The sequence below is a fragment of the Sphingopyxis sp. 2PD genome (genome assembly GCF_005503695.1).
Classification (GTDB): Bacteria; Pseudomonadota; Alphaproteobacteria; order Sphingomonadales; family Sphingomonadaceae; genus Sphingopyxis.
The window spans coordinates 26,424-45,320 of sequence record NZ_SCMU01000025.1 but is presented as its reverse complement, the minus strand read 5'-3'; the positions used below and the strand labels follow the sequence as shown (position 1 = coordinate 45,320).

At 64.6% G+C, this 18,897-nt stretch carries 19 protein-coding genes and 1 riboswitch; of the genes, 9 read left to right on the top strand and 10 right to left on the bottom strand.

Features of this window, described 5'->3' with window-relative positions:
- The first annotated feature begins 56 nt into the window (after positions 1-56).
- Complete coding sequence (locus tag FFS18_RS14115) at positions 57-1,466, top strand: MATE family efflux transporter (protein ID WP_137871333.1); 1,410 nt, start codon at positions 57-59, stop codon at positions 1,464-1,466.
- Here the strand turns inward: FFS18_RS14115 and FFS18_RS14110 are convergent.
- Positions 1,429-1,911, bottom strand: a complete 483-nt coding sequence (locus FFS18_RS14110) for a hypothetical protein (protein ID WP_137871332.1) — start codon at positions 1,909-1,911, stop codon at positions 1,429-1,431. The genes FFS18_RS14115 and FFS18_RS14110 overlap by 38 nt on opposite strands.
- 139 nt (positions 1,912-2,050) lie before the next feature.
- Here FFS18_RS14110 and groES point away from each other — a divergent pair, with 139 nt between their 5' ends.
- The 3 genes from groES to FFS18_RS14095 all read left to right on the top strand — a co-directional run bounded on the left by groES (position 2,051) and on the right by FFS18_RS14095 (position 4,936).
- Positions 2,051-2,338, top strand: a complete 288-nt coding sequence (groES, locus tag FFS18_RS14105; RefSeq protein ID WP_011540765.1) for a co-chaperone GroES — start codon at positions 2,051-2,053, stop codon at positions 2,336-2,338.
- Between the two features lie 63 nt (positions 2,339-2,401).
- Positions 2,402-4,045, top strand: coding sequence for a chaperonin GroEL (gene groL / locus FFS18_RS14100; RefSeq protein WP_137871331.1), 1,644 nt, complete (start codon positions 2,402-2,404; stop codon positions 4,043-4,045).
- A 144-nt stretch (positions 4,046-4,189) separates the two neighbouring features.
- Positions 4,190-4,936 carry a glutaminyl-peptide cyclotransferase gene (locus tag FFS18_RS14095; protein ID WP_137871330.1) on the top strand — a complete coding sequence of 249 codons (747 nt, stop codon included), beginning with the start codon at positions 4,190-4,192 and terminating at the stop codon, positions 4,934-4,936.
- Positions 4,937-5,077: 141 nt separating this feature from the next.
- Here the strand turns inward: FFS18_RS14095 and FFS18_RS14090 are convergent, their stop codons facing one another.
- The 4 genes from FFS18_RS14090 to FFS18_RS14075 all read right to left on the bottom strand — a co-directional run bounded on the left by FFS18_RS14090 (position 5,078) and on the right by FFS18_RS14075 (position 7,028).
- On the bottom strand, positions 5,078-5,773 hold the full coding sequence (locus FFS18_RS14090; protein ID WP_171005323.1) for a DJ-1/PfpI family protein: 696 nt from the start codon (positions 5,771-5,773) through the stop codon (positions 5,078-5,080).
- A 21-nt stretch (positions 5,774-5,794) separates the two neighbouring features.
- A riboswitch (ZMP/ZTP riboswitch) is annotated at positions 5,795-5,887 on the bottom strand.
- Positions 5,888-5,921: 34 nt separating this feature from the next.
- Complete coding sequence (locus FFS18_RS14085) at positions 5,922-6,143, bottom strand: hypothetical protein (protein WP_249340413.1); 222 nt, start codon at positions 6,141-6,143, stop codon at positions 5,922-5,924.
- 80 nt (positions 6,144-6,223) lie between these two features.
- Positions 6,224-6,520 carry an entericidin EcnAB gene (locus FFS18_RS14080; protein WP_120215499.1) on the bottom strand — a complete coding sequence of 99 codons (297 nt, stop codon included), beginning with the start codon at positions 6,518-6,520 and terminating at the stop codon, positions 6,224-6,226.
- 187 nt (positions 6,521-6,707) lie between these two features.
- Complete coding sequence (locus FFS18_RS14075; protein ID WP_120215500.1) at positions 6,708-7,028, bottom strand: hypothetical protein; 321 nt, start codon at positions 7,026-7,028, stop codon at positions 6,708-6,710.
- Positions 7,029-7,258: 230 nt separating this feature from the next.
- Between FFS18_RS14075 and FFS18_RS14070 the strand changes: the two genes are divergently transcribed.
- From FFS18_RS14070 to FFS18_RS14050, 5 genes are all read left to right on the top strand, one after another.
- Positions 7,259-8,251 (top strand): ArsR/SmtB family transcription factor, encoded by a 993-nt coding sequence (locus FFS18_RS14070; protein ID WP_137871329.1) that lies wholly within the window; start codon positions 7,259-7,261, stop codon positions 8,249-8,251.
- Complete coding sequence (metF, locus tag FFS18_RS14065; RefSeq protein WP_137871328.1) at positions 8,248-9,186, top strand: methylenetetrahydrofolate reductase; 939 nt, start codon at positions 8,248-8,250, stop codon at positions 9,184-9,186. The genes FFS18_RS14070 and metF overlap by 4 nt, the downstream gene beginning before the upstream one ends.
- Complete coding sequence (locus FFS18_RS14060) at positions 9,183-10,232, top strand: homocysteine S-methyltransferase family protein (RefSeq protein ID WP_137871327.1); 1,050 nt, start codon at positions 9,183-9,185, stop codon at positions 10,230-10,232. The genes metF and FFS18_RS14060 overlap by 4 nt, the downstream gene beginning before the upstream one ends.
- A gap of 118 nt (positions 10,233-10,350) precedes the next feature.
- On the top strand, positions 10,351-12,975 hold the full coding sequence (gene metH, locus FFS18_RS14055) for a methionine synthase (protein WP_137871326.1): 2,625 nt from the start codon (positions 10,351-10,353) through the stop codon (positions 12,973-12,975).
- A 219-nt stretch (positions 12,976-13,194) separates the two neighbouring features.
- A complete protein-coding gene (locus FFS18_RS14050; protein WP_137871325.1) occupies positions 13,195-14,148 on the top strand; it encodes a right-handed parallel beta-helix repeat-containing protein in 954 nt (317 codons plus the stop codon).
- A 110-nt stretch (positions 14,149-14,258) separates the two neighbouring features.
- Here the strand turns inward: FFS18_RS14050 and FFS18_RS14045 are convergent, their stop codons facing one another.
- The 5 genes from FFS18_RS14045 to FFS18_RS14025 all read right to left on the bottom strand — a co-directional run bounded on the left by FFS18_RS14045 (position 14,259) and on the right by FFS18_RS14025 (position 18,859).
- A complete protein-coding gene (locus FFS18_RS14045) occupies positions 14,259-14,765 on the bottom strand; it encodes a type III secretion system chaperone family protein (RefSeq protein WP_137871324.1) in 507 nt (168 codons plus the stop codon).
- 161 nt (positions 14,766-14,926) lie between these two features.
- The gene (locus FFS18_RS14040) at positions 14,927-15,271 is read right to left on the bottom strand and encodes an accessory factor UbiK family protein (protein WP_137871323.1); all 345 of its coding nucleotides are present in this window, start codon (positions 15,269-15,271) and stop codon (positions 14,927-14,929) included.
- A gap of 37 nt (positions 15,272-15,308) precedes the next feature.
- The gene (locus FFS18_RS14035; protein ID WP_137871322.1) at positions 15,309-15,860 is read right to left on the bottom strand and encodes a TspO/MBR family protein; all 552 of its coding nucleotides are present in this window, start codon (positions 15,858-15,860) and stop codon (positions 15,309-15,311) included.
- 61 nt (positions 15,861-15,921) lie between these two features.
- Positions 15,922-16,662: a TlyA family RNA methyltransferase gene (locus FFS18_RS14030; protein ID WP_137871321.1), complete on the bottom strand. Its 741-nt coding sequence runs from the start codon at positions 16,660-16,662 to the stop codon at positions 15,922-15,924.
- A gap of 115 nt (positions 16,663-16,777) precedes the next feature.
- Positions 16,778-18,859, bottom strand: a complete 2,082-nt coding sequence (locus FFS18_RS14025) for a thioredoxin family protein (RefSeq protein ID WP_137871320.1) — start codon at positions 18,857-18,859, stop codon at positions 16,778-16,780.
- Positions 18,860-18,897: the final 38 nt, after the last annotated feature.

The following is an 18,897-nucleotide window of genomic DNA, read 5'->3' as shown; positions in this document are numbered from 1 at the left end:
CGCCAATCCCCACCCACGATTGCCCCGCCGCCCCGCCGCGCCTATCCGGGCCGGCTATGTTGCAGCAGGCCACGCCTTTGACCGCGCCGACGTCGCAGGGTCTTCGCGCCGAGTTTCGCGCGACGCTGGCGCTCGCGTTGCCGCTGGCGGCAGCGAACCTGCTTCAGATGCTGGTCCATGCGATCGACGTCATCTTTGTGGCGCGGCTCGGCGACGCCGCGCTCGCCGCCTCGTCGCTCGGCGTGTCGATCTTTGGCCTCTTGCTCTGGACCGGCAGTGGGCTTGTCGGCGCCGCGGCGCCGCTGATCGCTGCCGAGCTTGGCCGCCGCAAACATGCGGTGCGCGAAGTGCGGCGGACGGTGCGCATGGCGCTCTGGCTCAGCGCACTGGTGTCGCTCGTCTTCATGGGCATTTGCGCTGCGGGCGGGCCGATCATGATCGCGACCGGCCAGCCCGCCGAAACCTCGGCGCGCGCCGCCGGGTTCCTGCTCATCCTGATGTGGGGCATGTTCCCGATGATCGCCGCGACGGTGCTGCGCATCTTCGTTTCGGCGCTCGGGCGTCCGACGATCGCGACAGCGATCACCTTTGGCGCGCTGGGCGTCAACGCGCTGGGCAATTGGACGCTGGTGTTCGGCAACCTGGGCATGCCCGCGCTCGGGCTGCACGGGTCGGCGATTTCCAGCGTGCTGACGAGCGTGCTGATGCTCGCCGCCTATATCGTCGTCATCCAGTCCGACCGGCGGCTCCGCCGCTATCATCTGTTCGGCAATTGGTGGCGCACCGAATGGACGCGCTTTTTCGACATGCTGCGGATCGGCACCCCGATCAGCCTGACCATTTTGGCCGAAGCCGGGCTGTTCACCGGCGCGGCGTTCCTGATGGGCCGGATCGGCGAGGCTGAACTCGCCGGTCATACCATCGCGCTTCAGGTCGCGGCGCTGGCGTTTCAGATCCCGTTCGGGGTGGCGCAGGCGGCGACGATCCGTGTCGGCCTGGCCTATGGCGCGCGCGACCATCGCGGCATTGCGCTGGCGGGGCAGGCGTCGCTGGTCCTCGGCATCGGCTTCATGGCGTTCACCGCGCTCTTGATGTGGCTGTTCCCGACACTGGTGCTGTCGATCTATGTCGATGTCTACGCGGCGCGCAACGCGGCGCTGGTCGGCTTTGCGTTGCAGTTCCTGGTGGTCGCCGCGGCCTTCCAGTTGTTCGACGGGGCGCAGGCGGTCGCGGCGGGCGTCTTGCGCGGGCTACAGGACACCCGCACCCCGATGATCATAGCGATCTGCGGCTACTGGATCGCGGGCTATGGCACCGCCATCTACCTAGGTTTCTGGACCCCGCTTGCCGGAGTCGGCGTGTGGATCGGGCTGGCGGTCGGGCTGATCGTGGTGTCGGCGGTGCTGCTGGCGCGTTGGCGGATGCGGGCTAGGTTGGGTCTTTTGCCAGCAACCGTTGGTGGCTGAATTGCATCGCAAGACGAGTGAGCCTGCTGGTCATCGCCGTTAACTGATCGGTGGTAAGTGCTAATGGGCGACGCGCGGCGTCCGAGGCATTTTGAAATTGCATTTTGGTCTCTGCCACGCGGCCATCGAAGGTGATCGCCACCTCTAACGCAGAATGAACTACATCAGCTCTGACGGGCAGCAATTCTCGGATAGCCGCAATCCGGACGTCAAGACGCCGTGGGTTATTGAAGGTCTTTCGTTCTTTCTCCAGCGCGGTCAGTTTCTGGGATAAAGGCATCGCGGGCGTCACTTTGGCGCCGGTTAAGTGAGCGTAGAGCATTACCGCCATTTCAACTCTGGCGAAGGCGTCTAAGAAAGCTCCGCGCAGAAGTTGGGCTTCGGTCCAAATGCTCGTCAAATCTTCAGCGCCGACGCCCTTGATGATAAGGTTTTGGTATCCCATCTCGCCGCTCTACCGCGCTGCCGAAAATTTTCCCTTAATCGCCTTGACGCTGTCACACCCTCCACCCATATGCCCGTCTGTTAGCACTCGCACCTTGTGAGTGCTAAATGACATCCATTGCATTTTTGGAGGGATATCCATGCAATTTCGTCCGCTGCACGACCGCGTGCTGGTTCGCCGTATCGAAGCCGAAGAAAAGACGGCTGGCGGCATCATCATTCCCGACACCGCCAAGGAAAAGCCGCAGGAAGGCGAAGTCGTCTCGGTCGGCACCGGCGCCCGCGCCGACGACGGCAAGGTGACCCCGCTCGACGTCAAGGCGGGTGACCGCATCCTGTTCGGCAAATGGTCGGGCACCGAAGTCAAGGTCGACGGCGAAGAGCTGCTGATCATGAAGGAATCGGACATCCTCGGCGTCATCGCCTGAGCGATTTCATCGAATCGAGAGTGAAGTTGCGCAGTTTTCTGCGCCTTTGAAAGGAACAAGCACATGGCTGCTAAAGACGTCAAATTCTCGCGCGACGCGCGCGAACGCATCCTGAAGGGTGTCGACACCCTCGCCGACGCGGTGAAGGTCACCCTCGGTCCCAAGGGCCGCAACGTCGTCATCGACAAGAGCTTCGGCGCGCCCCGCATCACCAAGGACGGCGTTACCGTCGCCAAGGAAATCGAACTGAAGGACAAGTTCGAAAACATGGGCGCCCAGATGCTGCGCGAAGTCGCATCGAAGGCGAATGACAAGGCCGGCGACGGCACCACCACCGCGACCGTTCTCGCCCAGGCTATCGTCCGCGAAGGCATGAAGTCGGTTGCCGCCGGCATGAACCCGATGGACCTGAAGCGCGGCATCGACCTCGCGGTGAACAAGGTCGTCGAAACGATCAAGGCCCAGTCGAAGCCGGTCGCCGGGACCTCGGAAATCGCGCAGGTCGGCATCATTTCGGCCAACGGCGACAAGGAAGTCGGTGACAAGATCGCTGAAGCCATGGAAAAGGTCGGCAAGGAAGGCGTGATCACCGTCGAGGAAGCCAAGGGTCTCGATTTCGAGCTCGACGTCGTCGAAGGCATGCAGTTCGACCGCGGCTACCTGAGCCCCTACTTCATCACCAACCCCGAAAAGATGCTCGTCGAGCTGTCGGATCCGTACATCCTGATCTTTGAAAAGAAGCTGTCGAACCTCCAGTCGATGCTGCCCATCCTCGAAGCCGTGGTCCAGTCGGGCCGTCCGCTGCTGATCATCGCCGAGGACATCGAAGGCGAAGCGCTGGCGACGCTGGTCGTCAACCGCCTGCGCGGCGGCCTGAAGGTCGCTGCCGTCAAGGCACCGGGCTTCGGCGATCGCCGCAAGGCGATGCTGCAGGACATCGCGATCCTCACCAATGGTGAGATGATCAGCGAAGACCTGGGCATCAAGCTGGAATCGGTCACGCTGAACATGCTGGGTCAGGCGAAGCGCGTCACGATCGACAAGGACAACACCACCATCGTTGATGGCGCCGGTGCTGCCGATGCGATCAAGGGCCGCGTCGAACAGATCCGGGCGCAGATCGAAACCACGACGTCGGATTACGATCGTGAAAAGCTGCAGGAACGTCTGGCGAAGCTCGCTGGCGGCGTTGCAGTGATCAAGGTCGGCGGCGCTTCGGAAGTCGAAGTGAAGGAACGCAAGGACCGCGTCGACGACGCGCTGCACGCGACCCGCGCTGCGGTTGAAGAAGGCATCGTCCCCGGCGGCGGTACCGCGCTGCTGTATGCAACCAAGGCGCTCGACGGCATGTCGGGGGTCAACGAAGACCAGACCCGCGGCATCGACATCATCCGTCGCGCGCTGCAGGCTCCGGTCCGCCAGATCGCCGAAAACGCCGGTTTCGACGGCGGCGTCGTTGCGGGCAAGCTGTTCGACCAGAACGACACCAACTTCGGCTTCAACGCGTCGACCGACGTGTATGAAAACCTGGTTGCTGCTGGCGTCATCGACCCGACCAAGGTCGTCCGCACCGCGCTGCAGGACGCCGCCTCGGTTGCCGGTCTGCTGATCACCACCGAAGCCGGCATCGCCGAAACGCCCGAAGACAAGCCCGCCATGCCCATGGGCGGCGGCGGTATGGGCGGCATGGGCGGCATGGACTTTTAAGTCTAAACCGTTCGGCGCTCAGTCGACTGAAATTGGGCCGGAGGAGCAATCCTCCGGCCCTTTTCTATGCCTTGCCCCTGCGTAGGCGGGGGCGGCGTCGGTTCTGTCATTGCCAGTTCATTCGGCCCCGCATAGCAAGTCTGCATGATCCTGCTCGCTCTTCTTGCCGCTGCTACCGATCCGCCCCAGCCGATCGAACGCTGCGGCTATCGCATCGTCCAGACCTACCCCCACGAAGCGACCAGTTTTACCCAAGGGCTGTTCTGGGACGGCGACCATCTGTACGAAGCCACCGGCCAATATGGCCGCTCGCGCGTCGCGCGGCTCGATCTCAAGACCGGCAAGGCGGTCGCCCAGACAAAATTGCCGTCCGACCAGTTCGGCGAAGGCATCACCCGCTGGCGCGACCAGATCATCGGCGTCACCTGGCAGGGCGGGGTCGGCAACCGCTGGCGGATCAAGGATCTGAAACCCGTCGGCACCTTTTCCTATGCGGGCGAAGGATGGGGCGTCACCATGGTTGGCGACAGCCTGGTGCTGAGCGACGGCACGTCGCAGCTGCGCTTTTTTGATCCCGCGACGATGACCGAACAAAAACGCGTAACGGTGCGGTTCGGCAGCCGCCCGCTGGCGATGCTCAACGAGCTGGAGACGATCGACGGCGAGGTTTGGGCGAATGTCTGGATGACCGATATGATCGTGCGGATCGATCCTGCGAGCGGCCATATCCGGTCCTACATCGACCTGTCGGGGCTCAAGGAACAGGCGGGCGCGCTGGGGAGCGACAGCGTTCTCAACGGCATTGCGTGGGATGCGAAGCAGAAGCGGCTGTTCGTAACCGGAAAATATTGGTCGAAGCTGTACGAGATTACGCTGGCCGACTGTGGTTAGCGATCAATCCTCCCTGTCGCGCAGCGATGGGGAGGTGGCAGCGCGAAGCGCTGACGGAGGGGCGATGGCGCTACCGTCGTCGCCCCTCCACCATTCGCTTCGCGAACGGTCCCCCTCCCCATCGCTCTGCGACAGGGAGGATTAGAGCTTGCGCCCGAAGGCCTGCTCCATCCGCGCCGCCGCCGCATCATAAACCCGCGCCTTCAACCCGGCGGTGATCGCGGGCGGCGTCCGGTCGGGATGGCCGCCGACATAGGGCGGGGCGGGGTCATATTCGATCGCGAGCTGGATCGCCTGTGCCACCGCGTCGCCGTGCAGCCGCCCGATCAGGGTCAGCGCGAAATCGAGCCCCGACGTGACCCCGCCGCTGGTGACCAGATTCCTGTCCTCGACGATCCGCGCGCTCACCGGTTCGGCGCCGACCAGTGGCAGCAAATGGGCATAGGCCCAATGCGTCGTCGCGCGCTTGCCCGTCAGCAGCCCGGCGCGGCCGAGCAGGAAGGCGCCGGTGCACACGCTCGTCACCCACCGGGCGCTCGCGGCCTGGCGCGCGATGAAATCGATCGTCGCGCGATCGTTCAATGCCTCGGCAACGCCATGCCCGCCAGGGACGCAGAGAATGTCGGCTTGCGGACAGCTGGAAAAATCGTCGGTTGGCACAATCGAAAAGCCGCTGTCGGTGGCGATCGCATCGCGGCTGGCCGCGGCGCCGAACAGCCGCGCGCCGGGCATCCGGCAGAGCGCCTGCGCGGGGGCGGTGAAATCGAGCTGGGTGATCCCCGGAAACAGCAGAAAAACGACGGTGGTCGATGCAGGGGTAACGGGTGCCTCGGTCATGCGGATGTCCTTGCAGTGGCAGTGGATCACCCAGGCGCGCGGCTCGAATTGGCATATTCGCCAGCCCCGCTTCCCGATGGGTTTCCATCTTCAGCGCCAGTCGCGGGGCAGCGTCAGTTTAACCCCATGGCGCGCCGAGGGAAAGGCGCTATTCGTCCGCTGCCGCACCTGCGTCGCGTGTCGCCTCAGCATCGGCGGCGGGTGCGGGGTCGCGGCTTTCGAGCATTTCGGCGGCATCGTCGAGCGCCTTCGCCTCGCTGACCGTCACCCCGCCCGGACCGGGTTCATTGTCGGTGCGGCTGCACCCCGTGGTCAGCGCAAGGGTCGCCGCCGCGGTGATGATCATTGCCGGGCTGTTGCGACCCATCATCACATCTCCCACGAAAAAGGGCTCCATTCGCGAAGAATGGAGCCCCTCTATAGTAACACGCTCAGACGCGCGCCAACGACTTACTGCTTGTCGTTGGCTTCTGCCTTGGCGGTTTCGGCTTCGATCTTGTCGCCAGCGGCAGCGGCGGCGTCGCCAGCGGCGTTCACGGTGCCTTCGACGGCGTTGCCGGCATCGGCAGCCGCTTCGGCGGTCGCATCGGCGGCGTCAGCGGCGCCTTCGGCAACCGCGTCGCCAGCAGCAGCAGCATCGTCAGCAACGGCGGCGCCGGCTTCCGAGGTTTCTTCCTGGGCCTTTTCCGAGCAGGCGGTCAGGCTGAAGGCCGCAGCGGCCATCGAAGCGATGAGGATCTTGCGCATGGGTATTCCTTTCGAATGCAATGACCGGGTCACCGGTCATGGATGCAGAGGGTTAGCGAGGGTTCAGGGGCTTGGCAATCCATAGCTTTTGTCAGCTTTGGATGCGTCCGACCCCAAATAGACAAAGGGGCCGCCGGCGAACCGACGACCCCCGTTGTTCCACTGGCCAATCTGGCCCGCAAACAGCTTACTTCTTGGCTTCTTCCATCGCGCCCTTGGCAGCGTCGGTCGCTTCCTTGGCAGCGTCGGCAGCTTCAGCGGCCTTGTCGGTCGCGGCAGCAGCGTCGCCAGCGGCAGCGGCATCAGCAGCACCTTCGGCAGCGGCGCCGGCGGTGGCAGCAGCGTCAGCAGCGCCTTCGGCAGCTTCCATCGCGCCATCAGCGGCACCTTCGACGGTCGCTGCTGCATCTTCGGTGGCGGCGGCGGTGTCGTCGGCAGCCTTTTCACCGCAAGCGGCGAGGCCCAGCGAGGCGGCGAGAACGAGCGACATGGTGATCGATTTTTTCATTTGGGAAACCCCTCTCGGTTTGAACAGATCGACCGGCACAGGAACAGATTGATCCCGGAATATGCCAATCGCGGGCAGAATTACTCGCTCGTCAAATGGCGCGCAACGACCTTTTGCTTGCGGGTCGGGATGTTTCGACCGAACGCGGATCGGACAGGGCGCCGCGCGGCAGAAATCGAGGCCGAAGCCGCCGGTTGACCGGATATAAAGAAAGCTTTATATCTATTGCCGTGAGCGAGCTGATCGACATCTTTCGTGCCCTGGCCGATCCGACGCGCCTGCGAGTCGTGGCGCTGCTGCGCGAAATGGAGCTGGCGATCGGCGAGCTTGCGGTGGTGCTCGACCAGAGCCAGCCGCGCGTTTCCCGCCATGTCCGTATCCTGGTCGAAGCGGGGATTGTCGAGCGGCGGCGCGAAGGCAGTTGGGTGTTCCTGCGGATCGCCAAGGGCGGGCCAATCGCCGACATCATCGGACAAGCGGAAAAATGGCCGTTCTCGGCGCGCGAAGCCTTGGTCATCGCGCATGATGCGCGGCGGCTGGCGGCAGTGCGCGACGAACGCGCCGCGGTCGCCGAACGCTATTTCGCCGAACATGCCGCCGAATGGGACGCGATCCGCTCGCGCCATGTCGCCGAAAGCGAGGTCGAGGCGGCGATGCTGGCGATGATGCACAACCGCCGCTTGGGCCATCTGCTCGACATCGGCACCGGCACTGGCCGGATGGCGGAAATCTTTGCGCCCACCGCGCGGCGCATCACCGCGCTCGATCGCAGCCCCGAAATGCTCCGCATCGCGCGCGCCAAGCTGGCGGGGCAGGCGGTCCCGGTCGACCTGGTACAGGGCGATTTCCTGAACCTGCCGGTCGGCGACGCCAGCGTCGACAGCATCGTCATCCACCAGGCGCTGCATTTTGCGCACGAACCTGACCGTGTGATCGCCGAGGCTAGCCGGGTGCTGCGCGGCGGCGGCCATCTGCTGATCGTCGATTTCGCGCCGCACGAGGATGAGACGCTGCGCGACCTTGCCGCCCATGCGCGCCTCGGCTTTTCGGACGCGCAGATCCGGGGCTGGTTCGCGTCGGCGGGACTGCTCCTCGAAAACACCCAAACGCTCGAAGGCGGCGAACTGGCGGTCAAGCTCTGGCTTGGCCGCCGCCGCAGCGATGAAGATCAACCGCCGGTCGCCCATGACGGCGACGGCCAACCCAAAAGGCTCGCGGCATGACGTCGAACTTGAACTCGCTGGCCGAGGCCCGCCGCGCCGCGGCGTCGCCGCTGTTCGCCAATCTCGAGGGTGACATCGGCGTCAGCTTCGAATTTTTTCCGCCCAAAACGGAGAAGATGGAAGCGCAGCTTTGGGATACGTTCCGAACCCTCGAACCCTTGGACCCCAGCTTCGTATCGGTGACCTATGGCGCGGGCGGTTCGACGCGCGAGCGCACCCATGCCACCGTTGCGCGCATCGCCGCCGAAAGCGCGGTACCGCCCGCGGCGCACCTGACCTGCGTCGAGGCATCGCGCGCGGAAATCAACGAAGTGGCGGAAGCCTATTGGGAGGCCGGGGTACGCCATATCGTCGCGCTGCGCGGCGATGTGCCGGGCGGGGAACCGTATCGCGCACATCCCGACGGTTACGCCAATGCGGTTGAACTGGTCGCGGGGTTGAAGGCGATCGCACCGTTTGAGATCTCAGTCGCCGCCTACCCCGAAACGCACCCCGACGCCGACTGCCCGCAGGCCGACCTCGACAATCTGAAGCGCAAGCTCGACGCAGGGGCGAACCGTGCGATCACCCAGTTCTTTTTCGCGCCCGACAGCTTCCTGCGCTTCCGCGACGCGGCGGTAGCGGCGGGGATCGACGCGCCGATCATTCCCGGCATCTTGCCCGTATCGAATGTGTCGCAGACGCGGCGCATGGCCGACATGTGCGGCACCGCGATCCCGGCGTGGATGGTGTCGCTGTTCGACGGGCTCGACGACCATCCCGGTGCGCGCCAGCTGGTTGCGGCGACCGTCGCCGCCGAAATGTGCCGCCGCCTCTATGCGGGCGGGGTCCGCGATTTCCATTTCTACACCTTGAACCGCGCCGAGCTCAGCTATGCCATTTGTCATCTGCTGGGGCTGCGGCCGGTCTCGACCGCAAAGGATCAGGCAGCATGAACAGCGCTCGCGAAGCTCTCTTAGCCGCGGCGAAAGAGCGCATCCTGCTCACCGACGGGGGCTGGGGTACCCAGATCCAGACTCGCAAGCTGGTTGAGGCCGACTACGCTGGATCGCTCGGCCTTGGTCACGATCAAAAGGGCAATAACGACATATTGGCGCTGACCCGCCCCGACGTCGTGACCGCGATCGGCGAGGCCTATCTGGCGGCGGGGTCGGACATCGTGTCGACCAACACCTTCAGCGCCAACCGGATCAGCCAGGCCGATTATGGCGCCGAGCATCTTGTTGGCGACATCAACCGCGAAAGCGCACGACTGGGCCGCGAAACCGCGGTCAAATATGAAGGCATCGACGGGCGCCGCCGCTTTGTCGCGGGCGCGGTCGGGCCGACGAACAAGACGCTGTCGCTGTCGCCCGATGTGAACAATCCCGGCTTTCGCGAGATCGATTTCGACGAATTGAAGGACGTCTATCTGGAACAGGTCGTCGCGCTCGCCGAGGGCGGTGCGGATTTCATCCTGATCGAAACGATTTTCGACACGCTCAACGCCAAGGCAGGCATCGCCGCGACGCTGGAGGCCGAGGCCAAGGTCGGCCGCGAGCTGCCGCTGATGATCTCGATGACGCTGACCGACCTCAGTGGCCGCAACCTGTCGGGCCATACGGTCGAGGCCTTCTGGTATGCGGTGCGCCATGCCAAGCCGTTGACGATCGGCCTCAACTGCTCGTTCGGCGCATCGCAGCTGCGTCCGCACGTCAAGGTGCTCTCGGACATCGCCGACGCGCTGGTGATGGTTTACCCGAACGCGGGCCTGCCCAACGAGCTCGGCGAATATGACGAACTGCCCGAAACGACCGCAGAGCTGGTGCGCGAATGGGCCGATCATGGCCAGGTCAATATCCTCGGCGGCTGCTGCGGTTCGACCCCCGCGCATATCGCGGCGATGGCGAAAGCCGTCGCGGGATTGCCCGCTCGGCAGATTCCGCAAGTGCCGGTGCGGACGCGGCTGGCCGGGCTGGAGCCGTTCACGATGGCAGCATAGTCCCCCTCCCGCTTGCGGGAGGGGCTAGGGGAGGGCCTGATTGCTCCTCTACCGCCCGACAATTTGACAGACCCTCCCCCGACCCCTCCCGCAAGCGGGAGGGGAGAAGAAGACCGAAATGACCGAAACCACCGCCTCCGCCACCAATTTCGTCAACATCGGCGAACGCACCAACGTCACCGGCTCCGCGGCGTTCAAGAAGCTGATCCTCGCCGACGATTATGCCGCGGCGGTCGAAGTCGCGCGCCAGCAGGTTGAAAATGGTGCGCAGGTCATCGACGTCAACATGGACGAAGGCCTGCTCGACGCCGAATATGCGATGACGACTTTCCTGAAGCTCATCGCCGCCGAACCCGACATTGCGCGGGTGCCGGTGATGATCGACAGCTCGAAATGGAGCGTCATCGAGGCGGGCCTCAAATGCGTCCCCGGCAAGCCGATCGTCAATTCGATCAGCATGAAAGAGGGCGAGGAGCAGTTCCTCGACCATGCCCGCAAATGCATGGCCTATGGCGCCGCCGTCGTCGTCATGGCGTTCGACGAGGTCGGGCAGGCCGACACCAGAGAGCGCAAGATCGAGATTTGCGAGCGCGCCTACAAGCTGCTCATGACCATCGGCTTTCCGCCCGAGGACATCATCTTCGATCCCAATGTTTTCGCGGTCGCCACCGGGCTCGAAGAACATGACAATTATGCGGTCGATTTCATCGAGGCGGTGAAGGAAATCCGCGTCCGCTGCCCGCACGTCCATTTCTCGGGCGGCCTGTCGAACCTGTCGTTCGGCTTCCGCGGCAACGAGGTCGTGCGCCGCGCGATGCACAGCGTTTTCCTCTACTATGCGATCCCCGCCGGGCTCGACATGGCGATCGTCAATGCGGGCCAGCTCGACGTTTATGACACGATCGACCCCGAACTGCGCGAAGCCTGCGAAGATGTCGTGCTCAACCGCAAAAAGGACGGCGAGGCCGAAAGCCCGACCGAACGCCTGATCGCGCTTGCCGAACGCTACAAGGGCAGCAGCCCCGCACAGGAAAAGGCTGCCGAGGAATGGCGCGGCTGGGACGTTGCCAAGCGGCTCGAACATGCGCTGGTCAAGGGCATCGACGCCTATGTCGTCGAAGACACCGAGGAAATGCGCCTGCTGATGCCGCGCCCGATCGAGGTGATCGAAGGCCCGCTGATGGACGGGATGAACGTTGTCGGCGACCTGTTCGGGTCGGGCAAGATGTTCCTGCCGCAGGTCGTCAAATCGGCGCGTGTGATGAAAAAGGCGGTCGCGCATCTCTTGCCCTTCATCGAAGCGGCGAAGGAACCGGGCGCGAAGGGCAAGGGCAAGGTCGTGATGGCGACCGTCAAGGGCGACGTCCACGACATCGGCAAGAATATCGTCGGCGTCGTGCTCCAGTGCAACGGCTTCGAAATCATCGACCTTGGCGTGATGGTCCCTTGGTCGAAAATCCTGGAGGCGGCGAACGAGAATGACGCCGACATGATCGGCCTCAGCGGCCTGATCACCCCCTCGCTCGACGAGATGGTGACCGTGGCCGAAGAGATGCAGCGCGCCGGTATGACCATGCCGCTCCTGATCGGCGGCGCGACGACGTCGAAGGTTCACACCGCGCTGCGGATCGATCCCGCCTATCAGGGCCCGGTGCTGCACGTCCTCGACGCCAGCCGCGCGGTGGGGGTTGCGACCGCGCTGGTCAGCGACACCGGGCGCGACGCCTATGTGCAGGGGTATAAGGACGATTATGAGCATATCCGCGACGTGCGCGCGGGCAAGGGGCAGAGCGTCCTCCACACGCTCGAGGAAGCGCGCGCCAATTATTACGACGCCTATCTGAGCGACAAGCCCGCGCCGCCGCTTGAGCCTGGCCTCCACCGCTTCGACGACTGGTCGCTCGCCGATCTGCGCGAATGTATCGACTGGACGCCCTTTTTCCGCGCGTGGGAATTGCACGGCACCTATCCGTCGATCCTGACCGACGAGGTCGTCGGCGAGACCGCGGTGGCGCTCAAGGCCGACGCCGACGCGATGCTCGACCGGATCATCGCCGAAAAATGGCTGACCGCGCGCGGCGTCTGCGCCTTCTGGCCATGCGCGCGGCACGGCGATGACGTCGTCATCCACCTCGCCGAGGAAGAACGTCATGTGACGCTGCCGTTCCTGCGCCAGCAGATCAAGAAAAGCCGCGACCGCGCCAATATGTGCCTTGCCGATTTCATCGACCCCGCGGGCGACTGGATCGGCGGTTTTGCGGTCGGCATCCACGGCATCGATTCGCATTCGGAACGCTTCCGCGCCGATAAGGACGATTATTCGGACATTTTGCTCAAGGCGCTCGCCGACCGCTTTGCTGAAGCGTTCGCCGAGCGGCTGCACCAGCATGTCCGCACGACGCTGTGGGGCTATGCACCCGGCGAACAGCTGACCAATGAGGCGCTGATCAAGGAGGAATATCGCGGCATCCGTCCGGCGCCGGGCTATCCCGCCTGTCCCGACCATAGTTTGAAGCCGATCCTGTTCGACCTGCTCCAGGCGGGCGACAACGCCGGGCTGGTGTTGACCGAAAGCTTCGCGATGTTGCCGACCGCGGCGGTGAGCGGCTTTTATTTCGGCCACCCCGAAAGCCAGTATTTCGGCGTCGCGCGGATCGGCAGCGACCAGCTGGAGGATTATGCGCGCCGCCGCGGCGTCGATCTGGAAACCGCGACGCGTTGGCTGCGGCCAAATTTGGATTGAGTCCTTGCCTTATCGTCACCCTGAACTTGTTTCAGGGTCCATGGCCCGACCTGTCCCTAGCCGCCGCGTTTGTTGAGAGCGCAGGCCATGGATGCTGAAACAAGTTCAGCATGACGAAGGTCTTAATGTTCACGCGACCTTCTGTCCGACAACAGGACACGCCAAGGATTAACCAGCTTCGCCAACGACTGCCGCCGTAAAAACCGCTATGGCCCGCCCATGCTCGAGTCATTCCTCCGTCGGCCCCTGCTGCCGCTGCTCGCCTTGCCGCTCCTCCTCGCCCCGGCGCCGCTCCCCGCGCAGACCGGCGGCGCGCCCTACAGCGTCGATGGCCGCGGCTTCAATCGCCTCCAGGACGCCGTCGATGCGATTGGTGAAGGCGAGGGGACGATCCGCATCGCGCCCGGCTATCACCGCGACTGCGCGGTGCAGACCGCGGGGCGCATCGCCTTTGTCGCCGCCGAACCGGGCCGCGCGATTTTTGACGGCGTCACTTGCGAGGGCAAGGCGGCGCTGGTGCTGCGCGGCGCAGGCGCGCGGGTCGACGGGCTGGTGTTCCAGAACATGCGCGTCCCCGACGGCAATGGTGCGGGGATCCGGCTGGAGCAAAGCGATCTCGAGATCGTCAACAGCCTGTTCCGGGCCAGCGAACAGGGCATTTTGACCGCCGACGATCCCGAAGCGACATTGACGATCGACCGCTCGACCTTTTCGCGCCTCGGCCGCTGCGACCGCGGCCTCAGCTGCGCGCACAGCGTTTACACCGGCATTTACGGCAAGGTCGTCGTCACGCGGACGCGCTTCGAAAAGGGCAGCGGCGGCCATTATCTGAAAACCCGCGCGGTCACGGTCGACATCAACGACAATAGTTTCGACGACACGCAGGGGACGGCGACCAATTACATGATCGACCTGCCGTCGGGGTCGGTCGGCCGGATCGCGAACAACATGTTTGTTCAGGGCAAGGACAAGGAAAATTATTCGGCGCTGATCGCGGTCGCAGCCGAGGAGCGGAAGAACCCGTCGCGCGGGCTGTCGATTGCCGGCAACCGCGCCAGCCTGCCCGCCGGTATCGGGCGCAAGTCGGTGTTCGTTGCCGACTGGAGCGGCGAGGCGTTGGCGATCGGGGCGAATGAGCTGGGTGCGGGGCTGACGCGGTTCGAGAAACGCTGAGCCCAGACTTCCCAAACCCGTTCGTGTCGAGCGAAGTCGAGACACACGAAGGGTAGCGCGATCCCAACGTGTCTCGACTTCGCTCGACACGAACGGATCCGGGGTGAGCGTTAAGCCTCGCCCCGCGTTTCGATCAGCGAAGCCGCCAACGCCTCGGCGGGCGACTTGCCGCCCCACAGCACGAACTGGAACACCGGGTAAAAGCGCTCGCATTCGTCGATCGCGCTTTCGATCAGCGTCTCGGTCATGTCGAGCGCCAGCGAACCATCGCTGCCCAGCAACATCCCGTGCCGGAATAATATAGTCCCGCTGTTCGACCACAGCTCGAAATGCCCGAGCCACAATTGTTCGTTGATCAGCGCCAGCGCTTCGTGCGCCACGGCGCGTTTTTCCTCGACGACGCGGATGTCGGGGAAGGCGAGCAGCTGGATGACGCCATCGTCGGCGCGCCACACTGCACGCAGTTCATAGGCGGTCCAGCTGCCTTGCGCGGTCGCGACGATTTCATCCTCGCCGACCATTTCGTGCGGCCAGTCGTGCGCGGCGAAATAGGACGACAGCATATCCATCGGGGCTGCGTCCTGACCGTCGTCGTCGTCGTAAATATCTTCGCTCATCGGGGCGCTTTAGCGGGTGTTAGGGCGGGTGGCGAGTCTGGACCGCCCACCAATAAACTGTCACCCCGGCACAGGTGGACCGTCACCGCGGCAAAGGCCGGGGTCTCGCCGGTGCGTGAGGGCGCAAGGTTGAGATCCCGGCCCGCGCCGGGATGACGAAATCAGCTTTTGGGCTTTTGCGCCGGTTTCGCAGCGGCGGGCTTCGCCGCGGCCTTGGGCGCAGCAGCAGGCTTGGCCGCTGCTTTCGGCGCCGTCGCCGCAGGCTTCGCCGCGCCTTCCAGCTTGTCGAGCCGCGCCTTCAGCGCTTCGGTTTCGGCGCGCGCGGTGGCCGCCATCTGCTTCACCGCTTCAAATTCTTCGCGGCTGACGAAATCCATCCGGCCGACCCATTCCTTGGCGCGCTCGCGCATCGCGGCCTCGGCTTCGCGGCCGGCGCCCGCGACCGTACCGGCAATGCCGTTCACCATCTTGGCCAGATCGTCGAAAAAGCGGTTTTCGCTCTGCATCTTCAAATTCCTTTGTCGGACGTTCAGTCCCTTGCCGTTATCCTATCTGGGTGCTGGCGGCGGTGGGGACAAGGGTTTCGGCGTCGGGATTGCGCTGGTCGATCTGAAAATTCAGGATCGTCGCAAAGCTCAGCCACACCATGTAGGGCACGAGCAGCCACGCCGCGGCCTTGCGGATCGGGGCAAAGGCAAAAGCGGTCGCGATCGTCGTCAGCAGGATGAAGATGATCAGGTACAGCGCGCTCGTCACCTGATATTGCCCGAAAAACAGCGGCGACCAGGCGAAGTTGGCGATCAGCTGGACAAAGAACAACGTCAGCGCCAGCCCGCGTCCCTTCGCGCCGCGGGCGTGCAGGATCATCGCGAGCGCCAGCCCGAGCATGATGTAAAGAATCGGCCAGACGGTGGCAAACACCCATCCCGGCGGAGTGATCTCGGGCAGGTCGAGCGCGGCGAACCAGCGATTGCCATAACCGCTGTTCGACAGCACCCCCATCAGGCTGCCGATCAGGACGATCGCGGGGACGGTCACCATCGCCCAGCGAAGGTACGACATTCGAAGTTGTCCCGGGGTAGCGATCTCGGTCATGCACATGGTCCTTTGCGCGGGAATCGGCTGATCTAGGATGTCGCGGCGGGCGGGGCTGGCGTCAAGCGGCAGCTTTGACCGCGGCGATCAGAAATTCGACATTACCCTCCGGCCCGGTGATCGGGCTTTCGACCGTTTCAACGACCGTCCAGCCATTCTGTTCCAGCCAATCGCGCACCGCCGCACACACGCGCGCGTGGACCGCGGCATCGCGTATGACGCCCTTCTTGCCCACCTCGTGCCGTTCGGCCTCGAACTGCGGCTTGATCAAGGCGACGATGCGCGCGCCGGGCTTGGCGAACGACATCGGCACCGGCAGCACCTTGGACAGCGCGATAAAGCTCGCGTCGCAGACGATCAGGTCGACGGGTTCGGGGATGTGCGCGGCGGTCAGGATGCGCGCGCTCGTCTGTTCGTGAACGATGACGCGGTCGTCCTGTCGCAGTTTCCACGCCAGCTGGTTCGTCCCCGAATCGACCGCATAGACGCGCGCCGCACCGCGGCTCAGCAACACGTCGGTGAACCCCCCGGTCGACGACCCGACATCGATCGCCACCACGCCCGTCACATCCCAGCCGAGGTGCGTCAGCGCATGGTCAAGCTTGATCCCGCCGCGCGACACCCACGGATGGTCGCGCCCCTTGACGCTCACATCGGCGTCATCGGCGACCTGTTGCCCCGCCTTGTCGATCTTGCGGTCGCCGACGAATGCGAGCCCGGCAAGGATCAGCGCCTGCGCCCGCGTCCGGCTTTCGGCCAGCCCGCGATCGACGAGTAGTTGGTCGGCGCGGACCTTGGCCATCAGCCTAACCTCGTCATTGCGAGGAGCGAAGCGACGCGGCAATCCCCAGCTATCGTCGGCAGAGGCCGATAGCCGGAGATTGCCTCGCTTCGCTCGCAATGACGACCAGGGGCGATCACTTCGCCTTGACCTTGTCCGTAAGCATCCCCGGCGTCAAAATCTGCGGCAGGATCTCGGGCTGCGCCGTCCCCGGCGCGTACCACAGATACAGCGGCACGCTGTTGCGGCCATGTTCGGCCAGCGTCCGCGTGATGACCGGATCGCCATTGGTCCAGTCGCCGACCAGCGTGACGACGCCCGCCTTGTCGAACGCCGTCTGCACCGCCGCGCGGTTGATCGCGCCCGCCTCGTTCGCCTTGCACGACAGGCACCAGTCGGCGGTGAAATAGACGAACACCGGTTTGCCGGTGGCGCGCGCTTTGGCGAGAGCATTGGGGGAGAAGGTTGAGGCACTTGTCAGCTTACGCTGTGTCGAAGTCGAAATGGCGTTTGGCGCAGTCGCATAGATGACGAAGGACATAGACAAAGCCATCGCTCCGATAGCAACCCCCCAACCATTCCGCTTTCGCTTCTGCCAAGCGCCGTAATTGTAGAGCGTTACAACTGCCAGCAAGATGGTGCCTATCACGAGAAGCGAACCGGTATCTGTGCTCGCGCCGCCTTGCCGCCACAGCAACCAGCCAAGCGCCAGCGCGGTCAGTCCCATCGGCAGCGCCATCCATTTGCGGAACCGATCCATCCACGGCCCCGGCTTGGGCAGCCGGTTGCGCAGCGCCGGAATGAAACCGACGGCAAGAAAGGGCAGGGCAAGGCCGAGTCCAAGGCCACCGAAAATCGGGAGCGCTGCCCATGCGGGCAGCACCAATGTTGCACCCAGCGCCGCGCCGAGCAGCGGCCCGCTGCACGGCGTCGCGACAAAGGCGGCAAGCGCCCCGGTCCAGAAGCCGCCCGCTGCGCCCTCCTTGCCCGCCAGCGCCTGCCCGCCGCCGAACGACGGCAGCTCATAGGTGCCCAGCAGGTTGAGCGTGATCGCAATCGCGAGGATCAGCAGTGCCAGCACGCTGACCGGATGCTGCAACTGGAACGCCCAGCCGACCTGCTCGCCTGCCGCACGCAGCGCGACCAGCGCGGCGCCGAGCAGCAGCGCGGTGACGATCGCCCCTGCGGTATAGGCGAGCGCCTCGACCTGAGCCGACCGCGCATCGCCGCCCGAGCGTGCAAGGCTCAGCGCCTTCAGGCTGAGGATCGGAAAGACGCAGGGCATCAGGTTCAGGATCAGCCCGCCGAGGATCGCACCGCCGAGCGCGGTCCAGAACAGCCCCAAGTCGATCGCGTCCGTCGGGCCTGCAATCGCCTCGCCCGCGGCGGGGACCGCGCCCGGTTCGAACTGCACCGACAGTCCGCGCCCTTCGCCGAGCTTGAGCAGCGCCGCGACCGGCCCGCTCGCCTCTCCCTTTGCGCGCGTCTCGACGATGATGAAATCGCCGTTGCGGCTGAAAGTTTGCGGCGCGGCATAATCAACCAGATTTTGCGTCTGCGCGAACAGATAGGGCGCGTCGAGCGCTGACCCGGCGGGCAGGGGAATAGCAAAGCGCACCATATCGCCGCGCCGCTCCCACGTTCCGCTGCGATCGAGCGGCTGCGGCAACAACGCGCGCCAGCTGTCGAAGCGGCTGCGCGACGCGGCTGGCACCGCTCCATCGCCAGCTTTCAGCGCAACGGAAACAACGGACCGTTCCGGCACGCAAACCTTGTCGGTACACGCCAGCCAATTGGCGACCCCCGACAGGGTCAGGTCGCTCCCCTGCGCGACACTTTCGTCCACTTCCACATCGGCAAGCAGCGCATAGGGATGCTCGTACACATGGTTCATCATGCCGAACAGGATCAGCGGTTCGGGCACCGGATAGCGCAGCGGCGCGACCGTCACACCCTCGGGCAAATTCCATTCGACCGATAGCCCGAACCCGGCGTCGCCGCCGTTGATCCAATAACCGTGCCAGCCCTTGTCGGGGGTCATGGTGAGCGCCAGCGTCGTCGTTCCGCCCGGCGCGGGCGCGGCGGTTTCCGCAACCAGCTTTGGCTGGATATGCGTCGATTGCGCCTGCGCGGGACTGACGGCGAGCAGCGCGAGCGCCAGCAGCACCAGCACCGATTGCCACAGCCTTGTCACAAAAAGGTCGTTGCCGCGATCCATGCCCGTTCCGCTGTCGTCCATCTGTCGAGGCTTGCCAT